Annotated in this window: 25 protein-coding genes; 11 read left to right on the top strand and 14 right to left on the bottom strand. The window is 52.5% G+C overall.

What is annotated here, in order from left to right:
• Positions 1-96: 96 nt before the first annotated feature.
• Positions 97-513, bottom strand: coding sequence for an organic hydroperoxide resistance protein (locus RNAN_RS04155; RefSeq protein WP_008219075.1), 417 nt, complete (start codon positions 511-513; stop codon positions 97-99).
• A gap of 147 nt (positions 514-660) precedes the next feature.
• Between RNAN_RS04155 and RNAN_RS04150 the strand changes: the two genes are divergently transcribed.
• From RNAN_RS04150 to RNAN_RS04140, 3 genes are all read left to right on the top strand, one after another.
• Positions 661-1,146 carry a MarR family winged helix-turn-helix transcriptional regulator gene (locus RNAN_RS04150; protein WP_008219073.1) on the top strand — a complete coding sequence of 162 codons (486 nt, stop codon included), beginning with the start codon at positions 661-663 and terminating at the stop codon, positions 1,144-1,146.
• 309 nt (positions 1,147-1,455) lie between these two features.
• Entirely contained in the window at positions 1,456-2,307 is an 852-nt protein-coding gene (locus RNAN_RS04145; RefSeq protein WP_008219071.1) for a PEP-CTERM/exosortase system-associated acyltransferase, read from the top strand.
• A gap of 15 nt (positions 2,308-2,322) precedes the next feature.
• A complete protein-coding gene (locus tag RNAN_RS04140) occupies positions 2,323-3,342 on the top strand; it encodes a metal-dependent hydrolase (RefSeq protein ID WP_008219069.1) in 1,020 nt (339 codons plus the stop codon).
• Here RNAN_RS04140 and RNAN_RS04135 read toward each other — a convergent pair.
• Positions 3,332-3,832 (bottom strand): DUF1543 domain-containing protein, encoded by a 501-nt coding sequence (locus RNAN_RS04135; protein WP_008219068.1) that lies wholly within the window; start codon positions 3,830-3,832, stop codon positions 3,332-3,334. The genes RNAN_RS04140 and RNAN_RS04135 overlap by 11 nt on opposite strands.
• Before the next feature lie 141 nt (positions 3,833-3,973).
• Here RNAN_RS04135 and RNAN_RS18620 point away from each other — a divergent pair, with 141 nt between their 5' ends.
• Positions 3,974-5,566, top strand: a complete 1,593-nt coding sequence (locus RNAN_RS18620) for a GAF domain-containing sensor histidine kinase (protein ID WP_008219065.1) — start codon at positions 3,974-3,976, stop codon at positions 5,564-5,566.
• Here the strand turns inward: RNAN_RS18620 and RNAN_RS04125 are convergent.
• A complete protein-coding gene (locus RNAN_RS04125; protein ID WP_008219064.1) occupies positions 5,556-7,184 on the bottom strand; it encodes a GGDEF domain-containing response regulator in 1,629 nt (542 codons plus the stop codon). The genes RNAN_RS18620 and RNAN_RS04125 overlap by 11 nt on opposite strands.
• Positions 7,185-7,380: 196 nt before the next feature.
• On the opposite strand from RNAN_RS04125, the gene RNAN_RS04120 reads away from it, so the two are divergent.
• The gene (locus tag RNAN_RS04120) at positions 7,381-8,748 is read left to right on the top strand and encodes a sensor histidine kinase (RefSeq protein WP_008219060.1); all 1,368 of its coding nucleotides are present in this window, start codon (positions 7,381-7,383) and stop codon (positions 8,746-8,748) included.
• On the opposite strand, the gene RNAN_RS04115 is transcribed toward RNAN_RS04120, so the two are convergent.
• Both RNAN_RS04115 and RNAN_RS04110 read right to left on the bottom strand, forming a co-directional pair.
• Positions 8,738-9,994 carry an ABC transporter permease gene (locus RNAN_RS04115; RefSeq protein ID WP_008219058.1) on the bottom strand — a complete coding sequence of 419 codons (1,257 nt, stop codon included), beginning with the start codon at positions 9,992-9,994 and terminating at the stop codon, positions 8,738-8,740. The genes RNAN_RS04120 and RNAN_RS04115 overlap by 11 nt on opposite strands.
• Complete coding sequence (locus tag RNAN_RS04110) at positions 9,988-10,722, bottom strand: ABC transporter ATP-binding protein (RefSeq protein WP_237739884.1); 735 nt, start codon at positions 10,720-10,722, stop codon at positions 9,988-9,990. Before RNAN_RS04110 ends, RNAN_RS04115 begins: the two co-directional genes overlap by 7 nt.
• Positions 10,723-10,749: 27 nt before the next feature.
• Between RNAN_RS04110 and RNAN_RS04105 the strand changes: the two genes are divergently transcribed.
• Positions 10,750-11,289: a DUF3299 domain-containing protein gene (locus tag RNAN_RS04105; RefSeq protein WP_008219054.1), complete on the top strand. Its 540-nt coding sequence runs from the start codon at positions 10,750-10,752 to the stop codon at positions 11,287-11,289.
• A 73-nt stretch (positions 11,290-11,362) separates the two neighbouring features.
• On the opposite strand, the gene RNAN_RS04100 is transcribed toward RNAN_RS04105, so the two are convergent.
• Positions 11,363-11,971 (bottom strand): ZrgA family zinc uptake protein, encoded by a 609-nt coding sequence (locus RNAN_RS04100; RefSeq protein ID WP_008219050.1) that lies wholly within the window; start codon positions 11,969-11,971, stop codon positions 11,363-11,365.
• A gap of 126 nt (positions 11,972-12,097) precedes the next feature.
• On the opposite strand from RNAN_RS04100, the gene RNAN_RS04095 reads away from it, so the two are divergent.
• Genes RNAN_RS04095 through RNAN_RS04085 form a run of 3 tightly spaced genes read left to right on the top strand, consistent with a single transcriptional unit; the run spans position 12,098 to position 16,424 of the window.
• Positions 12,098-13,627: a cryptochrome/photolyase family protein gene (locus RNAN_RS04095; RefSeq protein WP_008219047.1), complete on the top strand. Its 1,530-nt coding sequence runs from the start codon at positions 12,098-12,100 to the stop codon at positions 13,625-13,627.
• Positions 13,624-14,913: a DASH family cryptochrome gene (locus RNAN_RS04090; RefSeq protein ID WP_008219046.1), complete on the top strand. Its 1,290-nt coding sequence runs from the start codon at positions 13,624-13,626 to the stop codon at positions 14,911-14,913. The genes RNAN_RS04095 and RNAN_RS04090 overlap by 4 nt, the downstream gene beginning before the upstream one ends.
• On the top strand, positions 14,910-16,424 hold the full coding sequence (locus RNAN_RS04085; RefSeq protein WP_008219045.1) for a cryptochrome/deoxyribodipyrimidine photo-lyase family protein: 1,515 nt from the start codon (positions 14,910-14,912) through the stop codon (positions 16,422-16,424). The genes RNAN_RS04090 and RNAN_RS04085 overlap by 4 nt, the downstream gene beginning before the upstream one ends.
• A gap of 67 nt (positions 16,425-16,491) precedes the next feature.
• Here RNAN_RS04085 and RNAN_RS04080 read toward each other — a convergent pair whose 3' ends face one another.
• The 4 genes from RNAN_RS04080 to glnB form a co-directional block, all read right to left on the bottom strand.
• Positions 16,492-17,319, bottom strand: coding sequence for a THxN family PEP-CTERM protein (locus RNAN_RS04080; protein ID WP_008219044.1), 828 nt, complete (start codon positions 17,317-17,319; stop codon positions 16,492-16,494).
• A 178-nt stretch (positions 17,320-17,497) separates the two neighbouring features.
• Entirely contained in the window at positions 17,498-18,394 is an 897-nt protein-coding gene (locus RNAN_RS04075; RefSeq protein ID WP_008219042.1) for a M28 family peptidase, read from the bottom strand.
• A 1-nt stretch (position 18,395) separates the two neighbouring features.
• Positions 18,396-19,487: a tetratricopeptide repeat protein gene (locus RNAN_RS04070; protein ID WP_008219041.1), complete on the bottom strand. Its 1,092-nt coding sequence runs from the start codon at positions 19,485-19,487 to the stop codon at positions 18,396-18,398.
• 107 nt (positions 19,488-19,594) lie between these two features.
• Entirely contained in the window at positions 19,595-19,933 is a 339-nt protein-coding gene (gene glnB, locus RNAN_RS04065) for a nitrogen regulatory protein P-II (RefSeq protein ID WP_008219040.1), read from the bottom strand.
• 148 nt (positions 19,934-20,081) lie between these two features.
• Here glnB and nadE point away from each other — a divergent pair, with 148 nt between their 5' ends.
• Positions 20,082-20,909 carry an NAD(+) synthase gene (gene nadE / locus RNAN_RS04060; protein ID WP_008219039.1) on the top strand — a complete coding sequence of 276 codons (828 nt, stop codon included), beginning with the start codon at positions 20,082-20,084 and terminating at the stop codon, positions 20,907-20,909.
• Between the two features lie 70 nt (positions 20,910-20,979).
• The gene (locus tag RNAN_RS04055) at positions 20,980-21,486 is read left to right on the top strand and encodes a GspH/FimT family pseudopilin (RefSeq protein WP_008219038.1); all 507 of its coding nucleotides are present in this window, start codon (positions 20,980-20,982) and stop codon (positions 21,484-21,486) included.
• Here RNAN_RS04055 and RNAN_RS19485 read toward each other — a convergent pair.
• Genes RNAN_RS19485 through RNAN_RS04035 form a run of 4 tightly spaced genes read right to left on the bottom strand, consistent with a single transcriptional unit; the run spans position 21,483 to position 24,277 of the window.
• Positions 21,483-21,890, bottom strand: a complete 408-nt coding sequence (locus RNAN_RS19485) for a type IV pilin protein (RefSeq protein WP_008219037.1) — start codon at positions 21,888-21,890, stop codon at positions 21,483-21,485. The two genes, RNAN_RS04055 and RNAN_RS19485, sit on opposite strands and share 4 nt — an antisense overlap.
• A complete protein-coding gene (locus RNAN_RS04045; protein ID WP_008219036.1) occupies positions 21,887-22,963 on the bottom strand; it encodes a pilus assembly protein in 1,077 nt (358 codons plus the stop codon). Before RNAN_RS04045 ends, RNAN_RS19485 begins: the two co-directional genes overlap by 4 nt.
• Positions 22,953-23,330: a hypothetical protein gene (locus RNAN_RS04040; protein WP_008219034.1), complete on the bottom strand. Its 378-nt coding sequence runs from the start codon at positions 23,328-23,330 to the stop codon at positions 22,953-22,955. The genes RNAN_RS04045 and RNAN_RS04040 overlap by 11 nt, the downstream gene beginning before the upstream one ends.
• A complete protein-coding gene (locus tag RNAN_RS04035) occupies positions 23,327-24,277 on the bottom strand; it encodes a PilW family protein (RefSeq protein WP_008219033.1) in 951 nt (316 codons plus the stop codon). Before RNAN_RS04035 ends, RNAN_RS04040 begins: the two co-directional genes overlap by 4 nt.
• Between the last annotated feature and the right edge of the window lie 3 nt (positions 24,278-24,280).

Genomic DNA, 24,280 nt, shown 5'->3' with positions numbered 1-24,280 from the left:
CATATTGACCTGTGACCAGGCTGACACAGAATATTGAACACCCTCCAAATAGCACAAGGCCAGCGTAAGCTGGCCTTTTGTTTTGTAGCGTTTGGCTTAAACGCTTACGTGCAGGCGTACGTCGATATTGCCGCGGGTGGCGTTTGAGTATGGGCACACCTGGTGTGCTTTGGCCACTAACTCGTCGGCGGCGGCTTTATCCATACCTGGCAGGTTAACGAATAAATCGACATCCAGGCCGAAACCGCCTTCAATTTTGCCAATGCCTACTTCAGCGCGCAGGCTTACATCGGCTGGCAGGCTGACTTTAGCTGCGCCGGCGACAAATTTTAACGCGCCGATAAAACAGGCTGAGTAGCCGGCTGCGAACAGCTGCTCCGGGTTAGTGGCGCCACCGGCACCGCCCAGCTCTTTTGGCGGAGCCAGCTTAACCTCTAATAAACCGTCGTTTGATTTGGCAGCGCCGTCACGGCCGCCGGTCGATGTTACTACTGCTTTGTATAAAATATCCATACTAATCCCCTTTGGGTTTTGGCTTAACACAGGCGTTTTGTTCAACACGAGCAATACTAGCCCTAATTAATCTTGCATGCAAGATATTTGTATATAACTTAAATTGCTGCCTTATAACCAGGACGGCTGGTTGCCGGAGCCTGAAATTTGCTACACTGCAAAAAAACCAACGAAGCGGCGATGATGAGTAAAACCCTGCCACTGGAAGAGCAAATATGCTTTGCACTGTATAGCGCATCGAACGCTATGGTGCGGCTGTACCGGCCTTTGCTGCAGCCGTTTGACTTAACCTACCCGCAATATGTGGTGCTATTGGCACTGTGGCAGCAAGACAACATTAGTTTAGGCGAGTTGGGGGCAAAAACCCTGTTTGACTCTGGCACCCTGACCCCGCTGGTAAAAAAGCTGGAGCAAAAAGGCTGGCTACGCCGGCTGCCCTGTGCCGAAGATGAGCGGGTAAAAAAGGTATTGCTGACCGCAGAAGGCAAAGCACTGCAGCAACAGGTCGCTGGTGTTACCGCTGCACTGCGCTGCCAGATTTCCCTGAACGACGAGCGGATGATCCAGCTGCGCAGCCTGGCAAGGCAGGTTCAGCTGGATATTCAACGGCTTGAACAATGTAGCCCGGGTTAACCCCCCTGCCGCCGCTGTTTTGCTAAACCAGTGCCACTTAACCTGCCCTGAATTACATTTAATAACATTGGTTAAATTGTAAATTTTTTTTACCTATTTCAAATCATGACCTTAGCTGAATTATCCGGTTTTTGTGCATAATTTAACCAAACTGACATTTGACGTTGTGCGTATTGATCTGCATAGTAAATCGGCTGTAAGGCTCTGCAATGGAATTGTCAGTCTAAGAACCGCACGGATCGCTGCCAGTTAGCGCATGTTACCTATAAATATTTAAATCAGCGCACAGACTAACTTTTGGGGCGTTTTATGACTTCTCTGGCTGCAGTGCAGAGTGATGCACGGCAAAATTCGGCAACAACGGTTACACCTTTATTCGGCACTGAGCTGGCCTCCAGCAGCCCTTTACGTCATTTTGCCCACTTTTTCCATGCCAGTCTGGCGCAAACTGACATTCAAAAACACCAGACTTATCGGTTGCGCCATCGGGTGTATTGCGAAGAATTACAGTTTGAGCCCCAGCGCGACAGTGGCTTAGAGCATGACGAGTATGACAGCCGCGCTATACATTGTGCTATTTCACGGCTGAGTACCGCTCAGCTGGCCGGTACCGTACGGCTGATTACCTCAACCGATGCCGGCCAACTGTTACCGCTGGAGCAGTATTTCGCCGCTAAGGTGAATCACCCGACACTATGCCCGGCGGCGTTCCCGCGTGAGCAAATTTGCGAAATTTCGCGCCTGGCGGTGCCCGGCGAAATACGCCAGCGTAAACAAAGCCAATCGCCGCTTGGCCATAATCTGAATAAACTGCTGCTGCAGTTGGAACAGCGCTGCTGTGAAGCGGTGGCCATTTCGCTGTATCTGGTGGCCATGCTGATGTGCCTGCACTACGGCAAACACCATGTGTTTGTGATGATAGAGCCGGCGCTGGCGCGTATTTTAAAACGTATTGGTATTCATTTTGTGCAAATTGGCGAGGTGGTGGATTTTAACGGCAAACGCGCACCTTATTATGTCGATGCCCGCGCCACCTTTCATACTCTGGGCTGTGAATACAAAACCCTGAGCAATATTTTAGCGGCCCAGTTATTTGCCGAGCAACCTGACACCTTGGTGCCATCGCGCGACGTGAAGCCAGAGCAACTGGGTGTGAATTAGGCAGTAGTTTATCCGATGGATTCTTTAACACAGTTAACGCTGGGCAGCGCTGTTGCCGCCGCCGTACTGGCGAAAACGCCGGGCAGCCGGGCTAAGGTGGTATTAACCGGTGCAGTGCTCGGTACCCTGCCCGATTTAGACGTCATCATAGATTACGGCGATGCCGTCAGTAATATGGTGCTGCACCGCACCCAAAGCCACGCCTTTTTTTACCAAACACTGGCCGCGCCACTGCTGGCCTGGCTGGCGGCGCTGTGCTGTGGCCAAAGGGCGCACTATTGGCGCTGGTTATTAGCCACCTGGCTGATTTTAATCAGCCACACCCTGATAGATGCGATGACCATTTATGGTACTCAGTTTGGTTTGCCCTTTACCAATACGCCTTATGCCGTAGGCAGTATGTTTATTATCGACCCGCTGTATACGCTGCCATTAATTGCCGGGGTGCTGTATTACCTGTTTGGCCACAGGCGCGGCTATCAGCTGAATATGGTGATGCTGAGTCTCTCCAGCCTGTACTTGTTGTGGTCGGTGGCGGCGCAGTGGCATGTGCGCCAGGTGGTTAGCGTCAGCCTGCAACAACAGCAGCTGCAGTATCAGCAGCTGCTGGTCACACCGGCACCGCTAAACACTGTGCTGTGGCGCATTGTGGTTATGAGCGAGCATGGCTATGGCGAAGGCTTTTATTCGCTGCTGGATAACAAAGCCAATGTGCAGCTGCACTGGGTAGAACAAGATCCGGCATTAAAGCAGCGCTATGGCATGCTTAAGCCGGTACAGCAACTGGCGTGGTTTAGCCAGGGCTTTTATGCCCTAGAGCAACAGGGCGATAGCCTGCTGTTAACCGATTTACGCATGGGGCAGGAAGGCAGTTATGCGTTTGTGTTTAAACTCGACCCCACCGATGCCAGCGCGCCACAGCAACTACCGATGCGCCGCGATGCCGTTAAAGCCCTGCCCTGGCTGTGGCAGCGTATGCGCGGCACGCCACTGCCCTCGCCTTATATCTCGGCTGCGCTAACGGCTAACCAATAACCTGATAGCCAGACCAGTGCGGATGCATCGGCTGGCTTTGGCCTGATGGCGTCAGGTGCACATAAAGCCCTTGCAGTTGCTCTAAGGCAAAGCAGTCATCCAGCTCGAGTAAATCGTCTTTATGCGGGCTTTGGGCATCGGTCAGCAATAAGGCTTTCGCCCGCGCCTTAGCTGCCGCGGCGCTTGGGGCCACACACAGCATAAACTCATGCTGCTCAGCAATTTTATCCGGGTAATAGCCGCCAAAATTGACAAAAAACAGCTTAAGCTCGCTGTGCTGCGGCGCCTGCTGTAACGACACCGCATAGCCGTCTATATGATTAACCTGCATGTAGGCATCCAGGTGTAACCCCTTTACTGTGCCAAACCACTGCTGACGCAGCAGATCGTGTGTTTGCTCAATACTGTCTGCACCGACAAAGCGTACATCATGCAGCTCTATATTTGCGCCGGGCGCTGTACCACCGATGTATACCAAAAATAACTGCATGCGCTGCTCCGTAAGTTAACAATCAATCCGACGGCGGCAGTATAACGCCAGCGGGAAAAATGTCACCTGAGCCGGTTGCGTTCTGCGCTTAAGCTGCCAATATAACGGCATAGTTTTCTGATTTTATGCTTGCAGACCAGAATGAAACCAGCCCTACCCGCCAATGAAACCAAGCGGCTACAAAGCTTATATCAGCTGAATATTCTTGACTCCGGTGCTGAAGCCGCCTTTGATGCGCTGACAAAGTTAGCCACCATGATCTGCGGCGTCCCCATGTCGGTGATTTCACTGATTGACGCCGACCGGCAATGGTTTAAATCGCGCCAGGGTATTAGCGACAGCCAGACATCCCGTGAGGTGTCATTTTGTGCCCATGCCATTTTACAGCCAGATCAGCTGCTGTACGTCCCCGATGCCACCGCAGACAGTCGCTTTGCCGATAACCCGCAGGTACTGGCCGAGAATGGCATTCGTTTTTATGCCGGTGTGCCCCTGGTGCTGGAGCAGGATTTGGCGCTGGGCAGTTTGTGTGTGGTTGACACCGAAAAACGGCAGCTGACACAGGAGCAGCTAACTGCACTGCAACTGCTGGCCCAGCAAGCTATTGAGCTGTTAAAAGCGCGCAAACTGGCACTGGATAACCAGCATAAAAGCACCTTGCTGCAGCACAGCGAGCAGCGCTACCGCTCGATGCTGGAAAACCTGCCCGGGGTGGTGTTTCGCTGCCGTAACGACGAGCAATGGAGCATGCTGTTTATCAGCGATCAGGTGGAGCAGCTAACCGGTTACCGCGCCGATGACTTTACCGGCGGCAGCAATGTGAATTTTAACCAAATCACCTACATTGACGACAGGCCCAAACTGCAGCAGATGGTGCAACAAGCACTGCAGCAGCGGCAGGGCTATGATGTGGAGTATCGTATTTTAACCCGCAGTGGCCAGTTAAAATGGCTGCAGGAGCTGGGCCGGGGTATTTATGATAAAGACGGCAACCTGCAATACCTTGATGGCTTTATCTGGGATATTACTGAGCGCAAAGAGGTAGAGCTGCTTAAAAGCCAGTTTGTCTCGGTGGTCAGCCATGAGCTGCGCACGCCGCTGACGTCAATTAACGGCTCACTGGGGCTGGTGCTGGGTGGTGTGGGCGGCGCCTTGTCTGACGCGGCCAGACAAATGCTGACCATTGCCAGTGATAACTGCAGCCGGCTTACTCATTTAATTAACGATTTGCTGGATATTGAAAAATTAATGGCCGGCAAAATGACGCTCTACCCTGAGCCACTGGCAGCCCGCGCTGCGCTGGCACAAAGCCTGGCACACAATAAGCCCTTTGCCGACAATCATCACTGTACGCTGCAACTGGCACCGGGGGCTGAGGTGTGGTTAACCGCCGATAAAATGCGCTTAGAGCAGGTGCTGACCAATTTACTCTCTAACGCGGTGAAATTCTCCCCGCCGCACTCGGTGATTACCGTCACCGCCAGCGTTACTGCGCAGGGCCAGGCCGAAATTGCCGTGCTGGACCAGGGGCCGGGCATAGCCGATAACTTTAAACATAAATTGTTTCAGAAGTTTTCTCAGGCCGAAGCCGCCGACTCACGCCAGGCGGGGGGCACCGGCTTAGGCCTGGCGATCTGTAAAGAGCTGCTGGAGGCGATGCAGGGCAGCATCGGCTATGAAAACCTGCCGCACGGCTGCCGCTTTTACATTCAGTTGCCGCTGGTTAAGGTGTAAACACCTTGACACAGTTACGGCCGCCATGTTTGGCCTGATACAACGCCTGATCGGCCTGATCAATAAACATATCGACCGCTCCGCAACCAGCCTGGCTGATGCCGGCACTGAAGGTGCAAAAAAATTGCTGCTCGGCTGCACTAAAAGGTAAAGCGGCAAAGCGCTGGCGAATTTGTTCAACCACCTCAACCGCGCGTGTCTGCGGGCAATCCGGCAGCACCAGCAAAAACTCTTCGCCACCGTAGCGGCCAACTAAATCGGTTTTGCGCAGCTGCTGTTTAAGTAAGTTCGCCAGATTGGCAATCACCTGATCGCCGACCAGATGGCCGTAGTTATCATTGACCTTTTTAAAGTGGTCAATGTCCAGCATAACCACCGCCACCGGCAAACCGGTGCGTTCGGAGCGCAACATTTCCAGCGCCAGCCGCTCTTTAATATGGGCATGCTGTAACAAACCGGTCAGGCTGTCGCGGGTCATAATTTCTGCCAGCTGCCGGGCGCGCTGGGCGCGGGCAAACACCGCCACTTTCAGTGCGGTATCGGTAATGGGCTTGGTAATAAAGTCATCACCGGCTTTAATCAACGCCGCCAATTGCTGCTCAGTGTCAGTTTCAGAAGATAAATAAATTATCGGCACGCCCAACCAGGCCTGCTGCAAACGCACCAATTGCGCCAGCTCGGGGCCGGAGCAAAACGGCATATTCACATCCAGCAGAATCACATCGGGGTGAAACCGCTTTAACGAGTCAAAAATAAGGGCCGGCTCTGACAAAATTTCCACCAGCAAACCCGCCTGACGCAGCACCAGGGCATAATGCTGTGCCAGCAGCTGATCGTCATCGACCAGCATCACTTTAAACGGCTCACGCTCTTTACTGGCCAGCAATTGCCGTAGCCTGGCTTCAAGCTCAGTGGTATTAAGCGGTTTAACAAAATAGCCCACGGCCCCGGCGCGCACGGCGCTAAGATAGCTGTGAAAGTCGTTTTGTGCACTTATTAGCAATACCGGTAATGGCTTGGGCTGTGCCTGTTGTAGCTGCTGCAAGTGCTGCATACATTGCATCGGGGCACTGTGCATGTCTAAATCGATAATCAGTGCATCCGGGCTGTGCTGACTAATGGCAGCGGTAAGCGCCTCTAAATGGTTAAACCACTGATGGCGATAGCCAAAAATATCCAACATGGTGCTTAACTGCTGCGACAGTACCGGCTCAGTGCAATACACGTAAACACCGCTACCGCCAGTTAAGGCTTTACTGCGGCTTTGGCTAACCGGCCCGGCATCCGCGCTCAGCAACAGTGGTAATTGTTGCAGCTGCTGCTGAAAATCGCCCAGGGCCGCGGGCGTAAAACTTGCAGGCTGTGCCAGCCAGTGTTTTAGCTGTTGCTCCAACGCCTTGGCGGCTTGTCCCAGCTCTGGCAGGTTAAAGGTACCGGCCGAGCCGGCAAGCATATGCAGCTTATCGCGCAGTGCTATTAGCAACTCGTGAGCATCGCTGGCAGCCATAGTTAATGCGTCAGTCAGTGCGTTGGCCTGCTGCTGCAGCTGCGGCAACTGCTGTTTTACATTATCCAGATAAGCCAGACGCAGTGCGTCTAACTGTTGTTGTAAGTCCACTATACTCGCTGCCCTGCCGCTAGGTGTCTGTCATATTGCTGCCGGCGGCTGTTGCTTTTAAGGCCTAACCACAGCGGCAAATAAATGAAAAATCACGGTTAAATTTAGCGCATAAGCGGCAAAGATGCTATACATTGAAGCTGTTGTTTCCATTAGGCCCCTGCAGGTGGCCACAACCGGAGTACACTGCGTAGTAATGCGAACCAAGCTGCAGGATATTCTTACCAGAATTAGCAAAAACGCCGACATTGATAAAGGTGAGCTGTTATCTGCCAACAGCCTGATCCTGACCGGCATTACCGAAGGTTTAGCAGTCGACAGGGCCAGCGTCTGGTTTTTGTCAGATGATCATCAGGTTATGCAGTGCAGTTACCTGCTGGATAACGGTGAGTTATCTGACTCGCAACTGCAACTGGCACGCCAGCAGTTTCCCCGTTACTTTCAGGCGCTGGACGAAGAGCGCAATATCATTGCCCACAATGCCCACCAACATCCGCAAACCAGCGAATTTTCAGCGTGTTATTTAACACCGCTTGGCATACAGTCGATGCTGGATACGCCAATACGGCATCATGGCGCTATGGTGGGCATTATTTGTATTGAGCATCGCCAGCCAAAACAATGGCAGCTGGATGAAGTCGTATTCGCTGGCTTTCTGGCCGACATTTATGGCCGCGCGCTCAGTGCATCCGAGCGCCAGCGCTATCAGGCAGAGCTGGAGCAAGTGAACAGCTCGCTGGAGCAAATTATCAGTCAGCGCACGCAGGAGCTGACGCAGTCGCTGGAGCAGTTACAACAAGCGCAGCACCGGCTGATTGAGGTAGAAAAAATGGCCAGTCTGGGCCGGTTGGTAGCAGGTATAGCACATGAAATTAATACCCCGCTGGGCGTGGCTGTCACGGCCAACAGCCATGCCGAGGCGACTTTACGCCAGTTAGAGCAGTTGTTTCAGGCTGGCCAGCTTACCCGCCAGCAATTTAGTCAAAGCGGCGCGGCCATTAAAAACAGCATAGCGATGGTCAATACCAATTTGCAACGCACGGTAGACTTGGTTAACAGCTTTAAACAAACTGCCACCGACAGCAGTGATCAGCGCCCGGAAGCAATAACGCTGTCGCAGTTTATTCCCAAAGTGGTGGCCAGTATGGCCTCGATGTTGCAGCAATATCAGGTCGAGGTGGTACTGCAGGTGCCAAAGCAGCTGGTAGTAGAGAGTTTTGCCAGTGCACTGGCTACTATTTTAAACCGCTTGCTGGAAAATGCCTGCCTGCACGCCTTTAACAGCACGCACCACAGACAAGTGCTGATCAGCGCCAGTAGCACTGCCTACAGCTGGCAGCTTAGCGTAGCCGATAATGGCCGCGGTATGGATCAGCACGAACTTAACCGCGCCTTTGAACCGTTTTTCACCACCCGCCGCAGCCAGGGCGCCAAAGGCTTGGGGCTGACCCTGGTGTTTAATCTGGTAACCCACTTGCTACAAGGGGAAGTGCAGCTACAAAACGGTAGTAGCGGCTGCACCGTTACCATCAGCGGTCCCTTGTCGCTAAGTGCTACAGCCTGACGGTTAAACCATCGGCCAGCGCTTTGCGATAGGCCGACACCGCCGGTATTACCGCCAGCAGCATCGCCAGCAACAAAATGCCCGCCGCCCAGTACAGCGTGGTAAGTTTGATAATATTTAAACCGATAAAAAGGCCATAATTGGCTGCCAGGCTGTCCTGCAATAACAATAAACTGCCGCTTAATAACAGCGCTGCCGTCAGCATGGATAACAAGGTGATTAACAGCACTTCGAGCTGGATCAGCACAAACAGGTACCAGGGATGAGCACCGGTGGCGCGTAAAATGGCCATTTCCCGCTGCCGCTCTTTCATTGAGGCCAGCAAGGTGGTGACCATGCCAACCAGCGCCGCCAGCAGCACCAGTAAGCTTATCAGCAATAATAAGTTTTCTACCATCGACAGCATTTGCCACAGCTCTGCCAGGGCTACACCGGGTAAAATGGCGGTTAACGGCTCGGCTTTAAATTCGTTAATCTGCCGCTGTACGGTAAAGGTTGCCATACGCGACTTTAACCCGACCATAGCGGCAGTAATCGACTTGGGCGTTAAATCCTGCGCCAGCGCCTGCCCGGCGCTTAATTGGCGCCCGGGCATAGGCGCACCTTGCTGCCAATCCAGGTGTATCGCTTCTATGGCTTCCAGGCTAACATGCACGGTTTGATCCACCGGAGTACCGGTTGGCGCCAGTATCCCCACCACCGTAAACGGCTTGTCTTTATGCTGGCTAAAACTGACGGCGCCGACGCCATGTGACAACACAATTTGCTCACCTAACTGATACCCCAGTTTGGCCGCGACTTCTGCGCCTAGTACGGTTTCAAACACGCCATTAAACTGCTGGCCCTGTGCCAGCGTAAGCGGCTGGGCATTGGCATAGCGGTAATGCTCAAAGTAGGCTGTACTGGTACCCATCACCCGGTAACCACGGTGCGAGTCGCCCAGCGACACCGGAATACTCCAGCTGACCTGCGGGTGCTTAGTTAAACGCTGGTAGCTGTCCCAGCTGATGTTGGCGGTGGCATTGCCAATGCGAAACACTGAATACAGCAGCAGGTTTAACTGGCCGGAGCGGGCCCCGACAATAAGGTCGGTACCTGATACCGTGCTGGTAAAGCTGTTTTTCGCTTCAGTGCGCAAATGGTCAATACCCAGCAGCAAGGCAATACTGATAGTCAGCGACAACCAGGTCATCAGCACAGTGCCGCGCCGGTTCCATAAACTTAATCGGGCCAGTTTCATCAGCATGGCTGTACTCCCTGCGCTAACTTCTGCATATCCAGTTGACGATGAAAATACTGCAGCAAACTCTGATCGTGGCTGACAAAAATCACCGTACAGCCGTTGGCATCAGCCTCGGCCAGCATGACGCGCATAAAGGCATCGCGGTTATCAGTGTCCAGCGCTGAAGTGGGTTCATCGGCAATCAGTAAGGTGGGTTTTGGCAGCAAGGCCCGGGCAATGGCTACCCGTTGCTGCTGGCCAACACTTAACGCACTGGCACGGCTTTGTTGCAGCGTTGCGGGCAGCCCCAGCCGGCTTAGCAGCTCTCGGGCTCTGGCACGGCTCTCAGCCTGGTGCTTACCGGCAAAATGGGCGCTTAATAAGGTGTTGTCCAGCACCGATAAATAGGGGATCAGGTTAAGCTGCTGAAACACCACGCCAATGTGCTGCGCTCTTAATGTATCGCGCTTACTGCTGCTTAGCTGATGCAGCGGCTGGCCATTGATATACAGCTCGCCACTGACCGGCCTGGCAATGCCACTGAGTAAATTAAGCAAGGTGGTTTTACCGCTGCCTGAAGCGCCACGGACAAACAGATGCTCGCCGGCATCTAAGCGCAGCCCGGGTAAATACAGCTGCCAACTGTCTGGCTGATAAAAAAACCGCAGTTGTTTGAGTTCAATCGCAGGAATTTTCGGCTTGTCGGTCACAGGCTGTTCCACTGTCATGTTATGATGTTGGCGTTTAGCCATTATGCCAACTTAGGGGAGCAAGCTCCAATGCTACGGACGTTATCTGTTGCGTTATATCTGACACTGGTCGCAAGCTTTAGCCTTGCTGCCAATGACGTGAAAACCATTGAATGGACTGACTTAATGCCGGAAGAAGATCTGAAGTTGTTGCAACAGATGCCGGAAGTACAGCACGACTACAGCCAGCCCTCACCGTTTGACGACAACTACCAGGGGGATGATCCGGTGGCGGCGCAGTGGCAGCAAATTTTAACCTCGGCCAAGGTGGTGGAAAAATACAACAACACCAAGGTACGGGTGCCGGGCTTTGTGGTGCCGCTGGAGTTTGACGCCGAGCAAAATGTCACCAGCTTTTTCTTAGTGCCTTACTTTGGCGCCTGTATTCACGTGCCGCCACCACCACCAAACCAGATGATTTTTGTTAGCGGCGCAAAAAACCTGAAAGCTGACATGATCTATTCACCGTTTTGGATCAGCGGCACCCTGACCACAGAGGTGATGACGCATGATTTAGGCCAGGCGGCGTACAGCCTGAAAGTGGATAATATTGAAGAATACACCTACTAAAGGTGCTGTTATGGCAGAGAAACGGCAGCCTCAGCTGCCGTTTTTTATTGTTGAACACCAGCGCAATAACGCGTTAAAACTGCACGCTGCTGTTTTGCAGTGAGGTTTTAGTCGCGCCCTGGCGGCCATTGATAATCCATTGTACTTCTACCTGCTCTAACGCCGGCAGCAAGTTAAAAATGTTCAGCTGCAGCTGGTTTAACCGCGCCGGACGCTGACACAGCAGCTGATAATTAGCGTAAAAATCACCATGGCCGCCGCTGCTATTAGCCTGGGTTAAGTCGGTACTGGCCTCGGCCATCGCCAGCTCGCAGTTGGCATCGGCATTTACGCTAAACCAATCACCCTGATTAAAAATGGCAATAGCGGCGTCTATTTCCTGCTGCTGCTCTGCTGTGCTGGGTTTATGCTCAAAACCCACTACGCTGTAGGCGGCCGCCTGAAACGCCAGTTGCATTTCGTTACCTTCCAATACCAGGGTTAACAGGCCGTGACCATGCACATGGGCACCCAGCCCTGCGCCCATTGCGTCATCCGCATGCGTATCATGCTCATGCTCATGCGCATGTTGCTGCTTTTCATCATGGCTATGTGTATGTTGCTGCCGGGCCTGGGCAGCAAGCGGCGCCGCCAGCAGCATCGTCAGGCCTAACAGCGCGGCCGTAAGCGTTGCGTGTTTCATCTTAGGTGTTCCAACTCAGGTTTACGTTGTAACAATATAACACTGAAGTTTTTCCCCGCGCCAGCCATTGATCGAAGCCTGCGCCAGCGCCGTAAAGCCTGCTAAGTTTTGTTTAACGTTGCTGATATGGCCAAACTTATTGTCATTCTGGGTGATCAACTAAGCCCAGCCCTGCCCAGCTTGCAACAGGCAAGCCAGCAAGACCTGATTTTACTGGCTGAAGTAGGCAGCGAAGCCAGTTATGTAAAGCACCATAAGCACAAAATTATTCTGCTGTTTAGTGCCATGCGCCACTTTGCCCGGGTACTGACCGAGCAGGGATACCGCGTGTGCTATATCCGCTACGGTACCGAAGCTGGCGTTAACAATATGACTGATGCGGTGCGCTTTGCGCTAACACAGCAGCCTGCACTTAGCAGCATTATGCTTACGCAGTGCGGTGAATACCGGCTGCAACAGGAAATACTCAGCTGGCAGCAGCACTTTGGGTTGCAGCTGACGGTATTGGATGATGAGCGTTTTATTTGTGCGTTAACCCGCTTTGCCCGCTGGGCAAAGGGCAAAAAGCAGCTGCGGATGGAATACTTTTACCGCGACATGCGCCGCTATACCGGCCTGTTAATGCAGGGCGACAGCCCAGAAGGCGGCAACTGGAATTACGATAGCGACAACCGCAAAGCCTGGCCAAAAGACCTAGCCCCCACGGCGCCACTGCACTTTAGCCCGGATGCTATTACCGCAGAGGTGATGGCGTTAGTCGAGCAGCAGTTTGCCGGCAATATGGGCACTACAGCAACGTTCAGCTATGCGGTAACCGGCAAAGATGCGCGCCAGGCATTTTTGCACTTTGTTGATCAGCAACTGGCGCAGTTTGGCGATTATCAGGATGCTATGGCGCTAAACCAGCCGTTTTTGCAGCACAGTATCTGCTCGGTGTACTTAAACTGCGGCCTGTTAGATGTACGCTGGATGTGTAACAAAGTTGAGCAGGCCTATCAGCAAGGCAAGGTGCCGCTAAACGCCGCTGAAGGCTTTATCCGCCAGTTGATTGGCTGGCGCGAATATGTGCGCGGCCTGTACTGGTTTTTAATGCCCGGGTATAAAAGCCGGAACCAGCTAAATGCCCATCGGCCTTTGCCTGCTTATTACTGGCATGGCAAAACCAAAATGCGCTGCATGCAGCAGGCGGTGCAAAGCACCATAGAACATGCTTATTCGCACCATATTCAGCGGCTGATGGTCACCGGCAATTTCGCCCTGCTGGCCGGTTTGTCGGTGGATGAAGTAACCGACTGGTATTTAGCGGTATATGCCGATGCGTATGAGTGGGTCGAGCTGCCCAACACCCTGGGTATGGCACTGTACGCCGATGGTGGTGTGCTGGCCTCTAAGCCTTATGCGGCCAGCGGTGCCTACATCAACCGCATGAGTGACTACTGTAAGCACTGCGCTTATAAGGTGAAACTGACCACAGAAGATGATGCCTGCCCGTTTAATGCCCTGTACTGGGATTTTTTGCAGCGCAACCAGGCGACACTGGGGCAAAACCCGCGCTTAAGCCTGGCTTATGCCAACTGGCACAAACGCAGTGATAACGACAAGGCCGCTATTTTAGCCAAAGCCGCCGACACGCTGAGTAAGCTGGAGCAGTTATGAGCTTAAGCCTGGTTTTACTGAACGACACCATGCGCCTGCATGATAACCCGCTGTTACAGCTGCCCACAGCGGCCAAAGCGGCGCTGGTGGTACTGGATCACCACGCCTTTTTTGGCGCTCAATACGGTATAGCCCGCGCTAACTTAAGCCGGTTGCAACAACAGCTGGCCGTGATAACCGCAGTTAAACAGCAACTGGCAGCGCAGCATATTGGCCTGATTACCCTAGTGGGGAACGTAGCGCAACGTATAAGCGAGCTGGCGCGCGAGCTTAATGCCACAGCGCTTTACTGCGCTGAGCCGGTGGCGCCGAATGAGCGCCAGGCCCTGCTACGACTATCGCCGGGCTTGGCTGTGACACAGCTTGACTGCAATTCGCTGCTGGGCCACCAGCTTCGGCCAACATTGGCAACGCTGCCCGATAGCTTTACGCCCTTTCGTAAACAGTTAGAGCCGTTATTACAGGTAAGCCCACCACTTAACACGCCGCTGCCACCCCAGGGCTGGTTAACGATGAGCCAATGCGAGCCTTACAACAGCGCTTTTAACCAGTTAGCATCGCAGTATCAGCCCAACCTGCTGCAAAGTGTCGCGTCAGAGCAAGGCGCACTGGCGCGGGTAACAGAGTTTATCTGGCAGGGCCGGCATATTTTAACCTACAAAGAAACGCGTAATCAGCTGTTGGGCCAGCACTATGCCAGCTTTTGCTCGGCGCCGCTGGCGCTTGGCAGCTTATCGGTCAGGCAGTTGTGGCAGGACATTGTGCAGTTTGAACAACAGGTTGCAGCAAACGACTCGACCTATTGGCTAAAGTTTGAGCTATTGTGGCGCGAGTATTTTCGCTGGCAATTTCGCAAATACGGCAACCTTTGGTTTAGCCGAAACGGCATTAAACAGGCAATACGCCAGCAGCCAGATTTTAGCCCGCCCAGGCTTAGCTCCCGGCAGCAGGACAAGTTTCAGCGCTGGTGCGCCGGGCAAACCGGCATCGATTTTGTTGATGCCAATATGCAGTTACTCAATAAAACCGGCTTAATGAGTAACCGTGGCCGGCAGAATGTCGCCAGTTATCTGATTTACGATCTGGCGCTGGACTGGCGCTTAGGCGCGGCCTATTTTGAGCAGCGGCTGTTAGATTACGACTGCGCCAGCAACTGGGGCAACTGGGCTTATATTGCCGGCACCGGCAACAGCAGCGAGCGGCGCTTTAACATTAGCAAACAGGCACAGCTGTATGACGCCGATGGCCGCTTTGTCCGCACTGTATTACAAGATGCGTCAGCATGACTGCGCTGGTCTGGTTTAAGCGCGATCTGCGCCTTAACGACCACCAACCGCTGTTAGCGGCGGCCAAACAGGGCGCAGTAGTGCCGCTGTACATTATCGAGCCCGATTACTGGCAGCAGCCGGATGTCTCATTGCGCCACTGGCAATATTTGTCCGTCGCTTTAATGCAGTTAAACCGGCAGCTCTCTGCGCTGGGCCAGCCGCTGTTAGTGGTAAAGGGCCCTGCCACTGCAGTGCTAAAGCAGCTTTGTCAGCGGTTTTGTATCACTGATGTGTACAGCCATGAAGAAACCGGTAACCTGTGGACCTATCAGCGTGATCTGGCGGTGCAGCGGCTGCTTAAATCGCTGAATATTCGCTGGCATCAGTTTCGCCAATTCGCGGTGTTTCGCCCGCTGGCTGACCGGGATAACTGGTTTACACTGGCCGATAACTGGCTAAAAAGCCCACCGGCGCCCTCGCTGCAACAGCTGCCTTTTGTTACTGCCGCCCACTGGGATTTAACCGCTGTTGCGCCGACCAGACTTAAAGATCTGCCGCTATGCCAGAGCCCGCCCGATGCCTATATGGCCGATCAGACCTTTCACAGCTTTTTACAACAGCGCTGCCGGCACTATCGCCAGCATATTTCGCTGCCGGCTAAAGCCAGCCAAAGCTGCTCCAGGCTTAGTACCTACATTAGTTACGGCCAGCTAAGCTTACGCCAGTTGCAACAACAAAGCTTTGTCGCGATAAAACAAAGCAGCGACAGCCGCCGCTCACAAGGCTTGCAGGCGTTTTTTAGCCGGCTGCGCTGGCACTGCCATTTTATGCAAAAGCTGGAAGATGAACCTGCTATAGAGTTTTACAATATGCATCCGGGTTTTGATGGCTTGCGCGAGCCCTACTTTAACCCAACCTTGTTTGCTGCCTGGTGCAGCGGCCACACCGGCTACCCGCTGATTGACGCCGCCATGCGCAGTTTATTGGCAACCGGCTGGCTGCATTTTCGTGGCCGCGCCATGTTGGTGGCTTTTGCCAGTTACCACCTGTGGTTACACTGGCGACCACTGGCATTGCATTTGGCGCAGTGTTTTATTGATTACGAGCCCGGTATCCATTACCCGCAAATTCAGATGCAGGCGGGCACCACCGGCATTAACCCCAACCGTATGTATAACCCGGTAAAACAAAGCCAGCAAAAAGATGCTGATGGCCAGTTTATCCGCCACTGGCTGCCAGAGCTGCGCCAGGTACCCGACAGCTGGTTGCATACGCCCTGGCTGATGCCGTCATCATTGCAACAGCAATATGGTTGTGTGCTGGGGCGCGATTACCCGGCACCGGTGGTAGCGTTACCGCAGGCACAACAACAGGCCAGAGCCAGAATAAGCCTGTGGCTGAAACAACAAGACCGCCAGCACTGGCTACAGCAAAAACAAGCGGTATTTCAGCGCCACGCCAGCCGGAAACGGCCGGTTAGCGGCAAAAAGAGCGCACTAAACCGTAATCAGCTGGGTTTTGACTGGTAAAAGTAGCGCTGAATTGACTGCACAAAAATACAGGCCTGTGTGTGGGTGGCAGGCCTTATTGCAACAGTTATGTTCTGCGGCTTAACCGGCTAAGCAGCAAAAGCCCAAGGCCAAATACTGCAAGGCTGGCTGGCGCAGGCACATCTGTCATTTGTCTGGCTGTGATAGAAAAAAATGGTTGTATGGTATTGGTTTGGTTTTCTATGGTAACAAAACCATAGCAGCCAGAGGCGAACCCCATTAAGCTACAGGTAGCATCAGACAAAATTGAACCGCCCATCACGCCAATGGCGAAAGTGTACAAATAATCATCTATTACCAATTGCTGCACCAAATCGAGCGGTGAGGCAATAGCGAAAATATCACCGCAACCGTTGATATTCTGGCCCACCCCCTGAGCATTACCATCAGGACAAAGCACACCATTACCTGGTGCATTAACCGTTTCAAAGAAGTTAATATCAAAAGCTATGGTAGGTGCGTTTATTGCCGGCCCGGCGGGGAATAACGGCGTTAACAATAATTGATTAAGCAAGGTGGTCTGTGTCAACAGTTCACCATTATCAAAAACAGGAAAATTATTGTGCACTAGTGTGGTGCCCATTTCCGCAGCGCCATTCGTTGTCACAGTTCCCAGTATCGGGCTGGTTACAGCGAATGAGGAAGGCGAGCCGTTAACCGGGTCTCCCCAACTTAACGACGAATACCAGGTTTGCAATACATTAAACTCGTCTAAATAGTTGCTGGCGCCGCTGGCGGTAACACCCGCCGCTTGCCAGTTGATAAAGCCAGCTGAATTGACAAAACTCCATTCTGTTATCATAGCTGCCTGTGCGGCTGATGTTGTCATCAAACCTGCAAACAATATTGTTGAGAATTTCTTGCCCACCTTCATTGCAACGTCCTTTTTACATTATGTCTTGGCAAGAAATGTAATGCATCAAACAAACCAAAACTGTGCATGTGAAATTAACTCAATGAAAAGCTTAGATATAAAATATAAACAATATGAAGAGAACACAATTTTAGCTGTACGGCTATTAATGATGTAAAACTATTCGACACTGAATATATTAATGCTCTGTATGACGAATATCACCAGGAGCTTGCTGCTCAAGCCAGATGACGGATGCCCATACCGCATCGAGCGCCATGCTAAGAAATTCACTATTGATACGCTGCCAGGTGTCCAGCTCAGTGTGGTAATGCACATGGTCCTGACCGCCGAAAAACAAATAGGCAATACCAGCCCGATGAAAAGGCCCATGATCACTGGCATTAGGCCAGTCGTGACGGCTATGCTCGCGCGGTAAACGGCCCGGGCCACGGTGATGTAGAAACTGCAGCTTACGAAAACGGGGATTTAACTCAGCCATTAAAGCAGGGAAACGCTTAGCGCCGGTTAAATACAAGCGGCCGCGCCTATCCGGCCGGCCCAGCATATCGAGATTCAGGTTTAGTGCGATGCTGTTAAGCGCCACCGGCGGCGCGGCAACAAAGGCTATACTGCCATATAAGCCACCCTCTTCAGCATCTGTAGCGATAAAAATATACGAGTAGGCCGGACAGCGCTGGCTTAAGCGGCTAGCGAGCTCCAGCATCACCGCCACGCCGGAGGCATTATCATCGGCACCGTGAAATATCTTATGGCCTTGCTTACCTAAATGGTCGTAATGTGCAGTGACCGCAATATACTGCTGTGGATAGCTGCAGCCTGGCAGGTAGCCCACCAGATTAATGCCGGTTTTACTGCGGCCATAAGAAAATGGCTGGCTATAGCTGCCATTGAAGTATTGCAGGCCCAGCTGCTGATAACGCTGGGTCAGATAGTCGCGCGCCAGCTGCGCACCGCCCGTGCCGGTTTTGCGCCCTTGCATTTGCGCATCACTGAGTTGCCTGATGTCTTGCTCTACACTGGCTGCATTTGCAGCCAAAGCGCTTAGTAACACACCACACAGCAGTAAACGCATACTACTGTCGCCGGGCTATGGCCTGCAACTTGGCGTGATAGCGCTGTTGCTGGTTGGTAATGAGGGAAAGCTCTGCCGCAGTGGCTAGCGATTGGCGGGCCCGCGCTGGTTGGTGATTGTTGTAATAGGCTACTGCCAGTTCAAAATGCAATTGATGCAGATAAGGTGCTTGCGTTATTGCCTTGCGGTAAAACACTATAGCATCGTCATATTGCTGCTTAAATGCCGCTTCTTTGCCGAGGATATACCAGCGATAAGGGTCATGTTCATCATGCGACTTCAACGATTGCAGCAGAGCCTCTGCTTGCTCGGTTTCACCCATATTGTGCTTTAACACAGCATAGTTGCTGATCAGCGTAGTTTTAACGTCTGCCACCTGCAAGCCATATTGATAAAACTGCTCGGCGATGGTTTGCTGCTCTACCCGACGGTGCACAATGGCAATCAGATTAATAACCGCAGCATAGGTTGGCGCATAGTCTAACGCAGTGCGCAGTAAGGCCAATGCTTGGGTATAGTTAGCCTGTAGCACTGCATCAGCAGCCAAATTACGATAAAACATCGCGATAAAAGTGTTCTCAGACACCCTTGGGCCTGTTACGTCCGTGGCAGCGGGCAGATAATCCACAATAATAGCCGGTTTCGAAAAATAAACTGCATCGTTCGGGGCAACAAAATCGGGATCATACAAGATGGTTCTCACATGATCCGAAGACAGCATAAAATCGCCGTCAATACTGTATACCGGCGCGCTGACGATGGTTTGAAACTCAATCTCTACACCAACCAGGTCCGCCAACGCCTTAGTAAGTACCGCCAGTGAAATACAATTACCACTTTTGCTGGCATAAGACTGCGCCGCGCTATAGTTCTCACCCAGATAGGTAAAGCCCGTCAAATGCTCTGATAAAAAATGATAGATACGCCGATGTTTCGCCACTGCTTGTCGCGAAGGGGCATTAAAATAGGCTAAAAACTCGCGCTGTTGCTCAGCAGTTAAAGCAAAAATATCTGTAACAGTGGGTACAGGCGCCACGGCTGTTTGTAACAATACCGACTGAGGCGGCGCGACAACCCCACCCTCTGATTTCAAAGCCGGCTTAGCAGTACAGCCTGCAAGCAGCAAAGTTGTTATTAGGCAGCATAATCTAGCTTGTCGATACGGCATCATCACTACCGGGTTAATAAAAGGTAAAGATGTTATATCGCATCCTCATCTTCTTCGCCAGTACGAATACGGATCACCCGTTCAACATCGAAGACAAAGATCTTACCATCGCCAATGCGCCCGGTTTGCGCGGTTTTCATGATAGCTTCAACACAGCGCTCTACCTGCTCGTCTGGTACCACAATTTCCAGTTTTACCTTGGGTAAAAAATCCACCATATATTCAGCGCCGCGATACAGCTCAGTATGGCCTTTTTGCCGGCCAAAGCCTTTTACTTCTGTCACTGTCATGCCGGTGATATTAATATCGGCAAGGGCTTCACGTACATCGTCCAGCTTAAAAGGTTTGATGATGGCTTCAATTTTTTTCATTGTGGTGTCCGTTAGTTACGCAACGATATTACACGCAGTATAATACAAGCCGCTTAAGGGTTCAGCAGATAATACCGCAGATTAGCTTGATCCACAGGCGGTAAAGCAAGGTAAGATAGTTCACCATTTACAGCAGAGGCGACAAGCAATGAATGCAGCACAGATTATTGCGCAAATGCAGGTACAACCGCAGATTGACGCGCAGTTTGAGATCCGCCGCCGGGTAGACTTTATAAAACAGCGTTTACAGGCTTCGGGGTTAACTACACTGGTGCTAGGCATCAGCGGCGGTGTTGACTCCACTACCTGCGGCCGGCTGGCACAGCTGGCGGTGGATGAATTAAATGCGCAAAAAGCCGGCTATCAATTTATTGCCGTGCGCCTGCCCTACGGCACACAAAAGGATGAGGCCGAAGCGCAGCTGGCATTGGACTTTATTCGCCCGACTAAAGCCTTGTCAGTAAATATTCAACAAGGTGCTGATGCTCTGCATCAGGCTACCTGGTCAGCCATGGCAGCCAAAGGGCTGGCCAGCGCCACTGAAACACAGACCGACTTTGCCAAAGGCAACGTAAAAGCCCGCAGCCGGATGGTGGTGCAATATCATATAGCGGCATTAACCGGCGGCCTGGTGCTGGGCACCGATCATTCAGCCGAAAACATTACCGGCTTTTACACCAAGTGGGGTGATGGCGCTTGTGATTTAGCACCGTTATTTGGCTTGAGTAAACGCCAGGTCAGGTTACTGGCCCGCACCCTTGGTGCGCCAGAGCTGTTGATAGAGAAAACCCCTACTGCCGATTTAGAGTGTCTGGCGCCGCAAAAAGCTGATGAGGCGGCGCTTGGCCTGACGTATGAGCAAATCGATGATTTTCTTGAAGGCAAAACAGTGCCGGCAGAGGTGAGTGACAAGCTGATTGCCATTTACCAGCGTACGCAGCATAAACGCGAGCCCATCCCAACCATATACGATTAAAAAACATTTAATTCACATTTTGGTAAATCATACTAAGCTTAATGCAAGCGTTAACTGCAAGGAGCTTAGTATGACGTTACCCGCCCGTACCGGCTTTAGCCTACCGGAGCTGTTGGTTAGCCTGGCAATACTGATTATATTCGCCACCATGGCCGTACCTGCCATGGCCAGCTTTATTGACCGCCAGCGGGCTTCGGCCTATATCCGCCAGTTTAGCCAGCATTTGGCTTATGCCAGAGTGGCCGCCAGCAGCAGTAATTTGCCGGTACAGTTTTGCCCCATCAAGGATGGGCAGTGCACTAAGGCCTGGCACAATGCGCCAGTGCAGCTTTTGGTGCAATATCCCGCTGACGGAAGCAGCAGGCTGCTAAGAGAATTACCCGCACTGCCCACAGGGCACCAGTTAGCCTACAACCGCGAGGCCATTACCTTTCGCCGCGATGGTAGTTTAAACGGCTTTGAAAATGGCACCTTTTATTACTGCGCTAAACCCGCACAGCAGTGGCATTACCGGCTTACGGTGAATCAGGCCGGGCGTGGCAGGTTGACAGAGGTAAACCAAGCCTGTCCGAACTAATCCCAGCAGGACAGCGTCTGCGGTGACAGCTGATTACGTTGCCCCAGGTGGTTTAACGTAAACAGACTGCACGGGGCATCAGCTTGTTGCGGCCCCTGTGCCAACGCACGTATCTCATAGGCCTGGTTTTGCTCCGATAACAACACCTCAAAGGTATAACGGCTTGACGAAGCCGCGCCTAACACCGCTAAATCTGCAGTATAGCTGCCATGATCCGCCAGATAATGCGCTTGGTTATTTGCCAGCTGCAGCAGTGTTGTCGTTGCCTCAGTCCGGTAAGTGCGAAGTACATATTGCTGGTATGACGGGTAGCTTACAGCCGCTAAAATGCCGATGATGGCGATAACAATTAACAGCTCTATTAAACTAAACGCATGTTGCTTGCCCGGTTTACTCCGCCTCACTCGTGCGCCCCTTCTTCCCGTTGAAAAGTAGCCAGTCGCTTAAATTTAGGGAAACTATGCGTTGGCAGCGGCTTAGTGCAGCTGGCACAGGCCGCATCAACCGCTAACAGCTCTGTCAGTACCAGTTGCTGCTGCTCTGCGTTTTGCAGCAGTATTTCAAGCTCACCCTGGGCGTTTTGCTGCAACGCCAGCTCCGCCGCGTCCGGCTGAGCAATCTGCCATTGCCGCGTGGCATAGACCGCAGCGGCATGATGTAAATGTAAGGCATGCAGCTGTGGCAGCGCATCAGTGCCTAAGCTGCAATCAGCATTGAGTTGTGATACTGCAGCTGAGGTAAAATACACCACACCGGCGTACACCGCCGGTTTGGCACTGATACTGCGCTGCGTTTTCACATACCAGCCAGCACTTTGCTGCAGCTGAAGCCAGCTGGCATCGCTAATACCTGTTTGCACTTCTGCAGCGCTAAGCTCACTACGATCGACCAGCTTGCTGATATCTAAAAGGTTTGTCTCACCATGACGATGTTTTAGCATGATAAGAATATCGCCAGCCCCTGCAGTACTGGCTACCAGTAACAGCATGCTCTGGCGCTGCCCGGCAAAGCCGGCATCGGCGGCCACACTCTGCACCAGCTGCACAGGCTGGCGAAAGTGCGCCTGCAGCTCAGTAAAATCAGCCAGCAGCTGTGGTGCTTTAAAGCCAGTATTACCCAGCGGCAGATACCATACCAAACCTTGCACATCCACCGCATACAGGGCGTCAGCTATACCATCATAATCATGATCAAGCACCGCAGGTTGCGCCCGGATACTCGCAATTTGACCACTGTCTGTTGGCCAGCTGGTTAGCTCAGCAATCAGTTGCTGATTATCACTTTGCGTGAGGCGAATCACACCGGGCGCCGCCGGCACATTAAGCTGCACATTATTGCTGATCAGAATTTCCCGCACCGGCATATTGGCTAGTGGCGACCACATACTGGCTGCCAGCGGCTCTGGCGGGTTCAGATCACAAGCTGCAGCACAAGGGCTAAGCAGCAAAAACAGCAAAGTCGCTTTTTTATTGGTCATCGGCAGGCGTCCCGGTACTTAAGCTGGCCGTCAGTGCAAAACTGCTATACGACGCATAAAATAACCCGTTGTCGGAATAGGTTTCTGTATCTATTTGCCACAATTGGCAGTTAAGTGCCGACGCCGACCAGGCAGCAAACTGTGCCGGACACTGCGCTAATGGGGTAAGCGAATGCTCAGCATTTGCCGGCACTACCGCCTGAAGATGCGCGCTAAGCGCGGCCTGCTCCGTCTGTAACTGTTGTTGTCCGGCATAGGCGGCTTTGTGGCTTAACTGGCTTACCAGCAACATGGCGGATAACAATAAACTCATCACCAGCAGAAATATCAGCACCATAATAAGCACCATGCCTGTTGTCTGTTTCATATGCCTCCCTGCAATAGCTGGTTGTAAAAAAATACACTGCTGCTGAGCAACAAACGTCGATAGTGATCAGCCGGTGCCTCAAACTGCTGCTTACCCATTTGATACACCTGTTTATTGACATAAGCGGGATCCGGCCGGCGTGAGCGCAGTAAAATATGGTACCGCATACTGATGATGCGGCTATGTTGTTGCTGCCACAACTCTGCTGTTACCTGCTCTGTCGGCAAGATGTAGTCCAGCTGGCCATCGGCATTGGTGTCTATACCAAATTCAAAATGCAGCCGCTCTACACCGTCTAAAATGGCATCCGTGCTAATTACAGCTGCGCCTGCAGCATTACGGCTTAAGCGCTTACGCATAAGCACCGGTAAAGCCTCACCGTCTACCTGCTGTTGCTGCAGATAAAACACCAGATGCTGATAAGGCAGATAATCACCCCCAGTTGCCAGTTCAGCACTGGTCGTATCAACAAACCGGCTTTGTTGCCAGTTGGCTTCAAAATAAAAGCGGTTTTGTCTGAACTGAGCTGGCGCCGTTGGCTGACCAATTAAACGCTTTAGCTGTAATATTTCGCTACCGGCAAGCGGCGAGACGATGCAACTTAAGGCTAAACCGGCATAAAGCGTAACAAAAGGCTTACCCGCAGCAGGAAAACTGCCACTGTCAAACGCTGGGTCGACGCAATCGCCAGGCGGCGCTGCCGGCAATACGGTCCCGATTGCAGTTTCAGGTAGAGCACGGCCGCCCCAAAAGCCAATATTGGCCAGCTCACGTTGAAACACGCTATTGATCAGCTGCGCATTTTGCTGCAATTCAGCTAACTGCTGGGTTTGCCTTACTGAGCGATTCAGGCTGCTAAAGGCGGTCAACGCCATGCTGATGATCAGCAGCGACAACGCCATCGCAATCAGCAATTCCGATAGGGTAAACCCCGATGCCGGGCGCATGGC

Source organism: Rheinheimera nanhaiensis E407-8 (genome assembly GCF_000296695.1).
In the GTDB taxonomy this organism is placed as follows: Bacteria; Pseudomonadota; Gammaproteobacteria; order Enterobacterales; family Alteromonadaceae; genus Alishewanella; species Alishewanella nanhaiensis.
The sequence above is the reverse complement of the archived record's forward strand: the minus strand, read 5'-3'. Positions and strand labels throughout refer to the sequence as shown.

Bases quoted from the DNA above. Each gene is read 5' to 3' on its own strand.
- RNAN_RS04075 (WP_008219042.1), bottom strand. From the start codon at position 18,394: ATGCGTTTACTGCTGTGTGGTGTGTTACTAAGCGCTTTGGCTGCAAAT.
- RNAN_RS04045 (WP_008219036.1), bottom strand. From the start codon at position 22,963: ATGACCAATAAAAAAGCGACTTTGCTGTTTTTGCTGCTTAGCCCTTGT.
- RNAN_RS04055 (WP_008219038.1), top strand. From the start codon at position 20,980: ATGACGTTACCCGCCCGTACCGGCTTTAGCCTACCGGAGCTGTTGGTT.
- RNAN_RS04090 (WP_008219046.1), top strand. From the start codon at position 13,624: ATGAGCTTAAGCCTGGTTTTACTGAACGACACCATGCGCCTGCATGAT.
- RNAN_RS04115 (WP_008219058.1), bottom strand. From the start codon at position 9,994: ATGCTGATGAAACTGGCCCGATTAAGTTTATGGAACCGGCGCGGCACT.
- RNAN_RS18620 (WP_008219065.1), top strand. From the start codon at position 3,974: ATGAAACCAGCCCTACCCGCCAATGAAACCAAGCGGCTACAAAGCTTA.
- RNAN_RS04110 (WP_237739884.1), bottom strand. From the start codon at position 10,722: ATGGCTAAACGCCAACATCATAACATGACAGTGGAACAGCCTGTGACC.
- glnB (WP_008219040.1), bottom strand. From the start codon at position 19,933: ATGAAAAAAATTGAAGCCATCATCAAACCTTTTAAGCTGGACGATGTA.
- RNAN_RS04135 (WP_008219068.1), bottom strand. From the start codon at position 3,832: ATGCAGTTATTTTTGGTATACATCGGTGGTACAGCGCCCGGCGCAAAT.
- RNAN_RS04140 (WP_008219069.1), top strand. From the start codon at position 2,323: ATGGATTCTTTAACACAGTTAACGCTGGGCAGCGCTGTTGCCGCCGCC.
- RNAN_RS04155 (WP_008219075.1), bottom strand. From the start codon at position 513: ATGGATATTTTATACAAAGCAGTAGTAACATCGACCGGCGGCCGTGAC.
- RNAN_RS04100 (WP_008219050.1), bottom strand. From the start codon at position 11,971: ATGAAACACGCAACGCTTACGGCCGCGCTGTTAGGCCTGACGATGCTG.
- nadE (WP_008219039.1), top strand. From the start codon at position 20,082: ATGAATGCAGCACAGATTATTGCGCAAATGCAGGTACAACCGCAGATT.
- RNAN_RS04095 (WP_008219047.1), top strand. From the start codon at position 12,098: ATGGCCAAACTTATTGTCATTCTGGGTGATCAACTAAGCCCAGCCCTG.
- RNAN_RS04040 (WP_008219034.1), bottom strand. From the start codon at position 23,330: ATGAAACAGACAACAGGCATGGTGCTTATTATGGTGCTGATATTTCTG.
- RNAN_RS04085 (WP_008219045.1), top strand. From the start codon at position 14,910: ATGACTGCGCTGGTCTGGTTTAAGCGCGATCTGCGCCTTAACGACCAC.
- RNAN_RS04145 (WP_008219071.1), top strand. From the start codon at position 1,456: ATGACTTCTCTGGCTGCAGTGCAGAGTGATGCACGGCAAAATTCGGCA.
- RNAN_RS04080 (WP_008219044.1), bottom strand. From the start codon at position 17,319: ATGAAGGTGGGCAAGAAATTCTCAACAATATTGTTTGCAGGTTTGATG.
- RNAN_RS04105 (WP_008219054.1), top strand. From the start codon at position 10,750: ATGCTACGGACGTTATCTGTTGCGTTATATCTGACACTGGTCGCAAGC.
- RNAN_RS04120 (WP_008219060.1), top strand. From the start codon at position 7,381: ATGCGAACCAAGCTGCAGGATATTCTTACCAGAATTAGCAAAAACGCC.
- RNAN_RS04035 (WP_008219033.1), bottom strand. From the start codon at position 24,277: ATGCGCCCGGCATCGGGGTTTACCCTATCGGAATTGCTGATTGCGATG.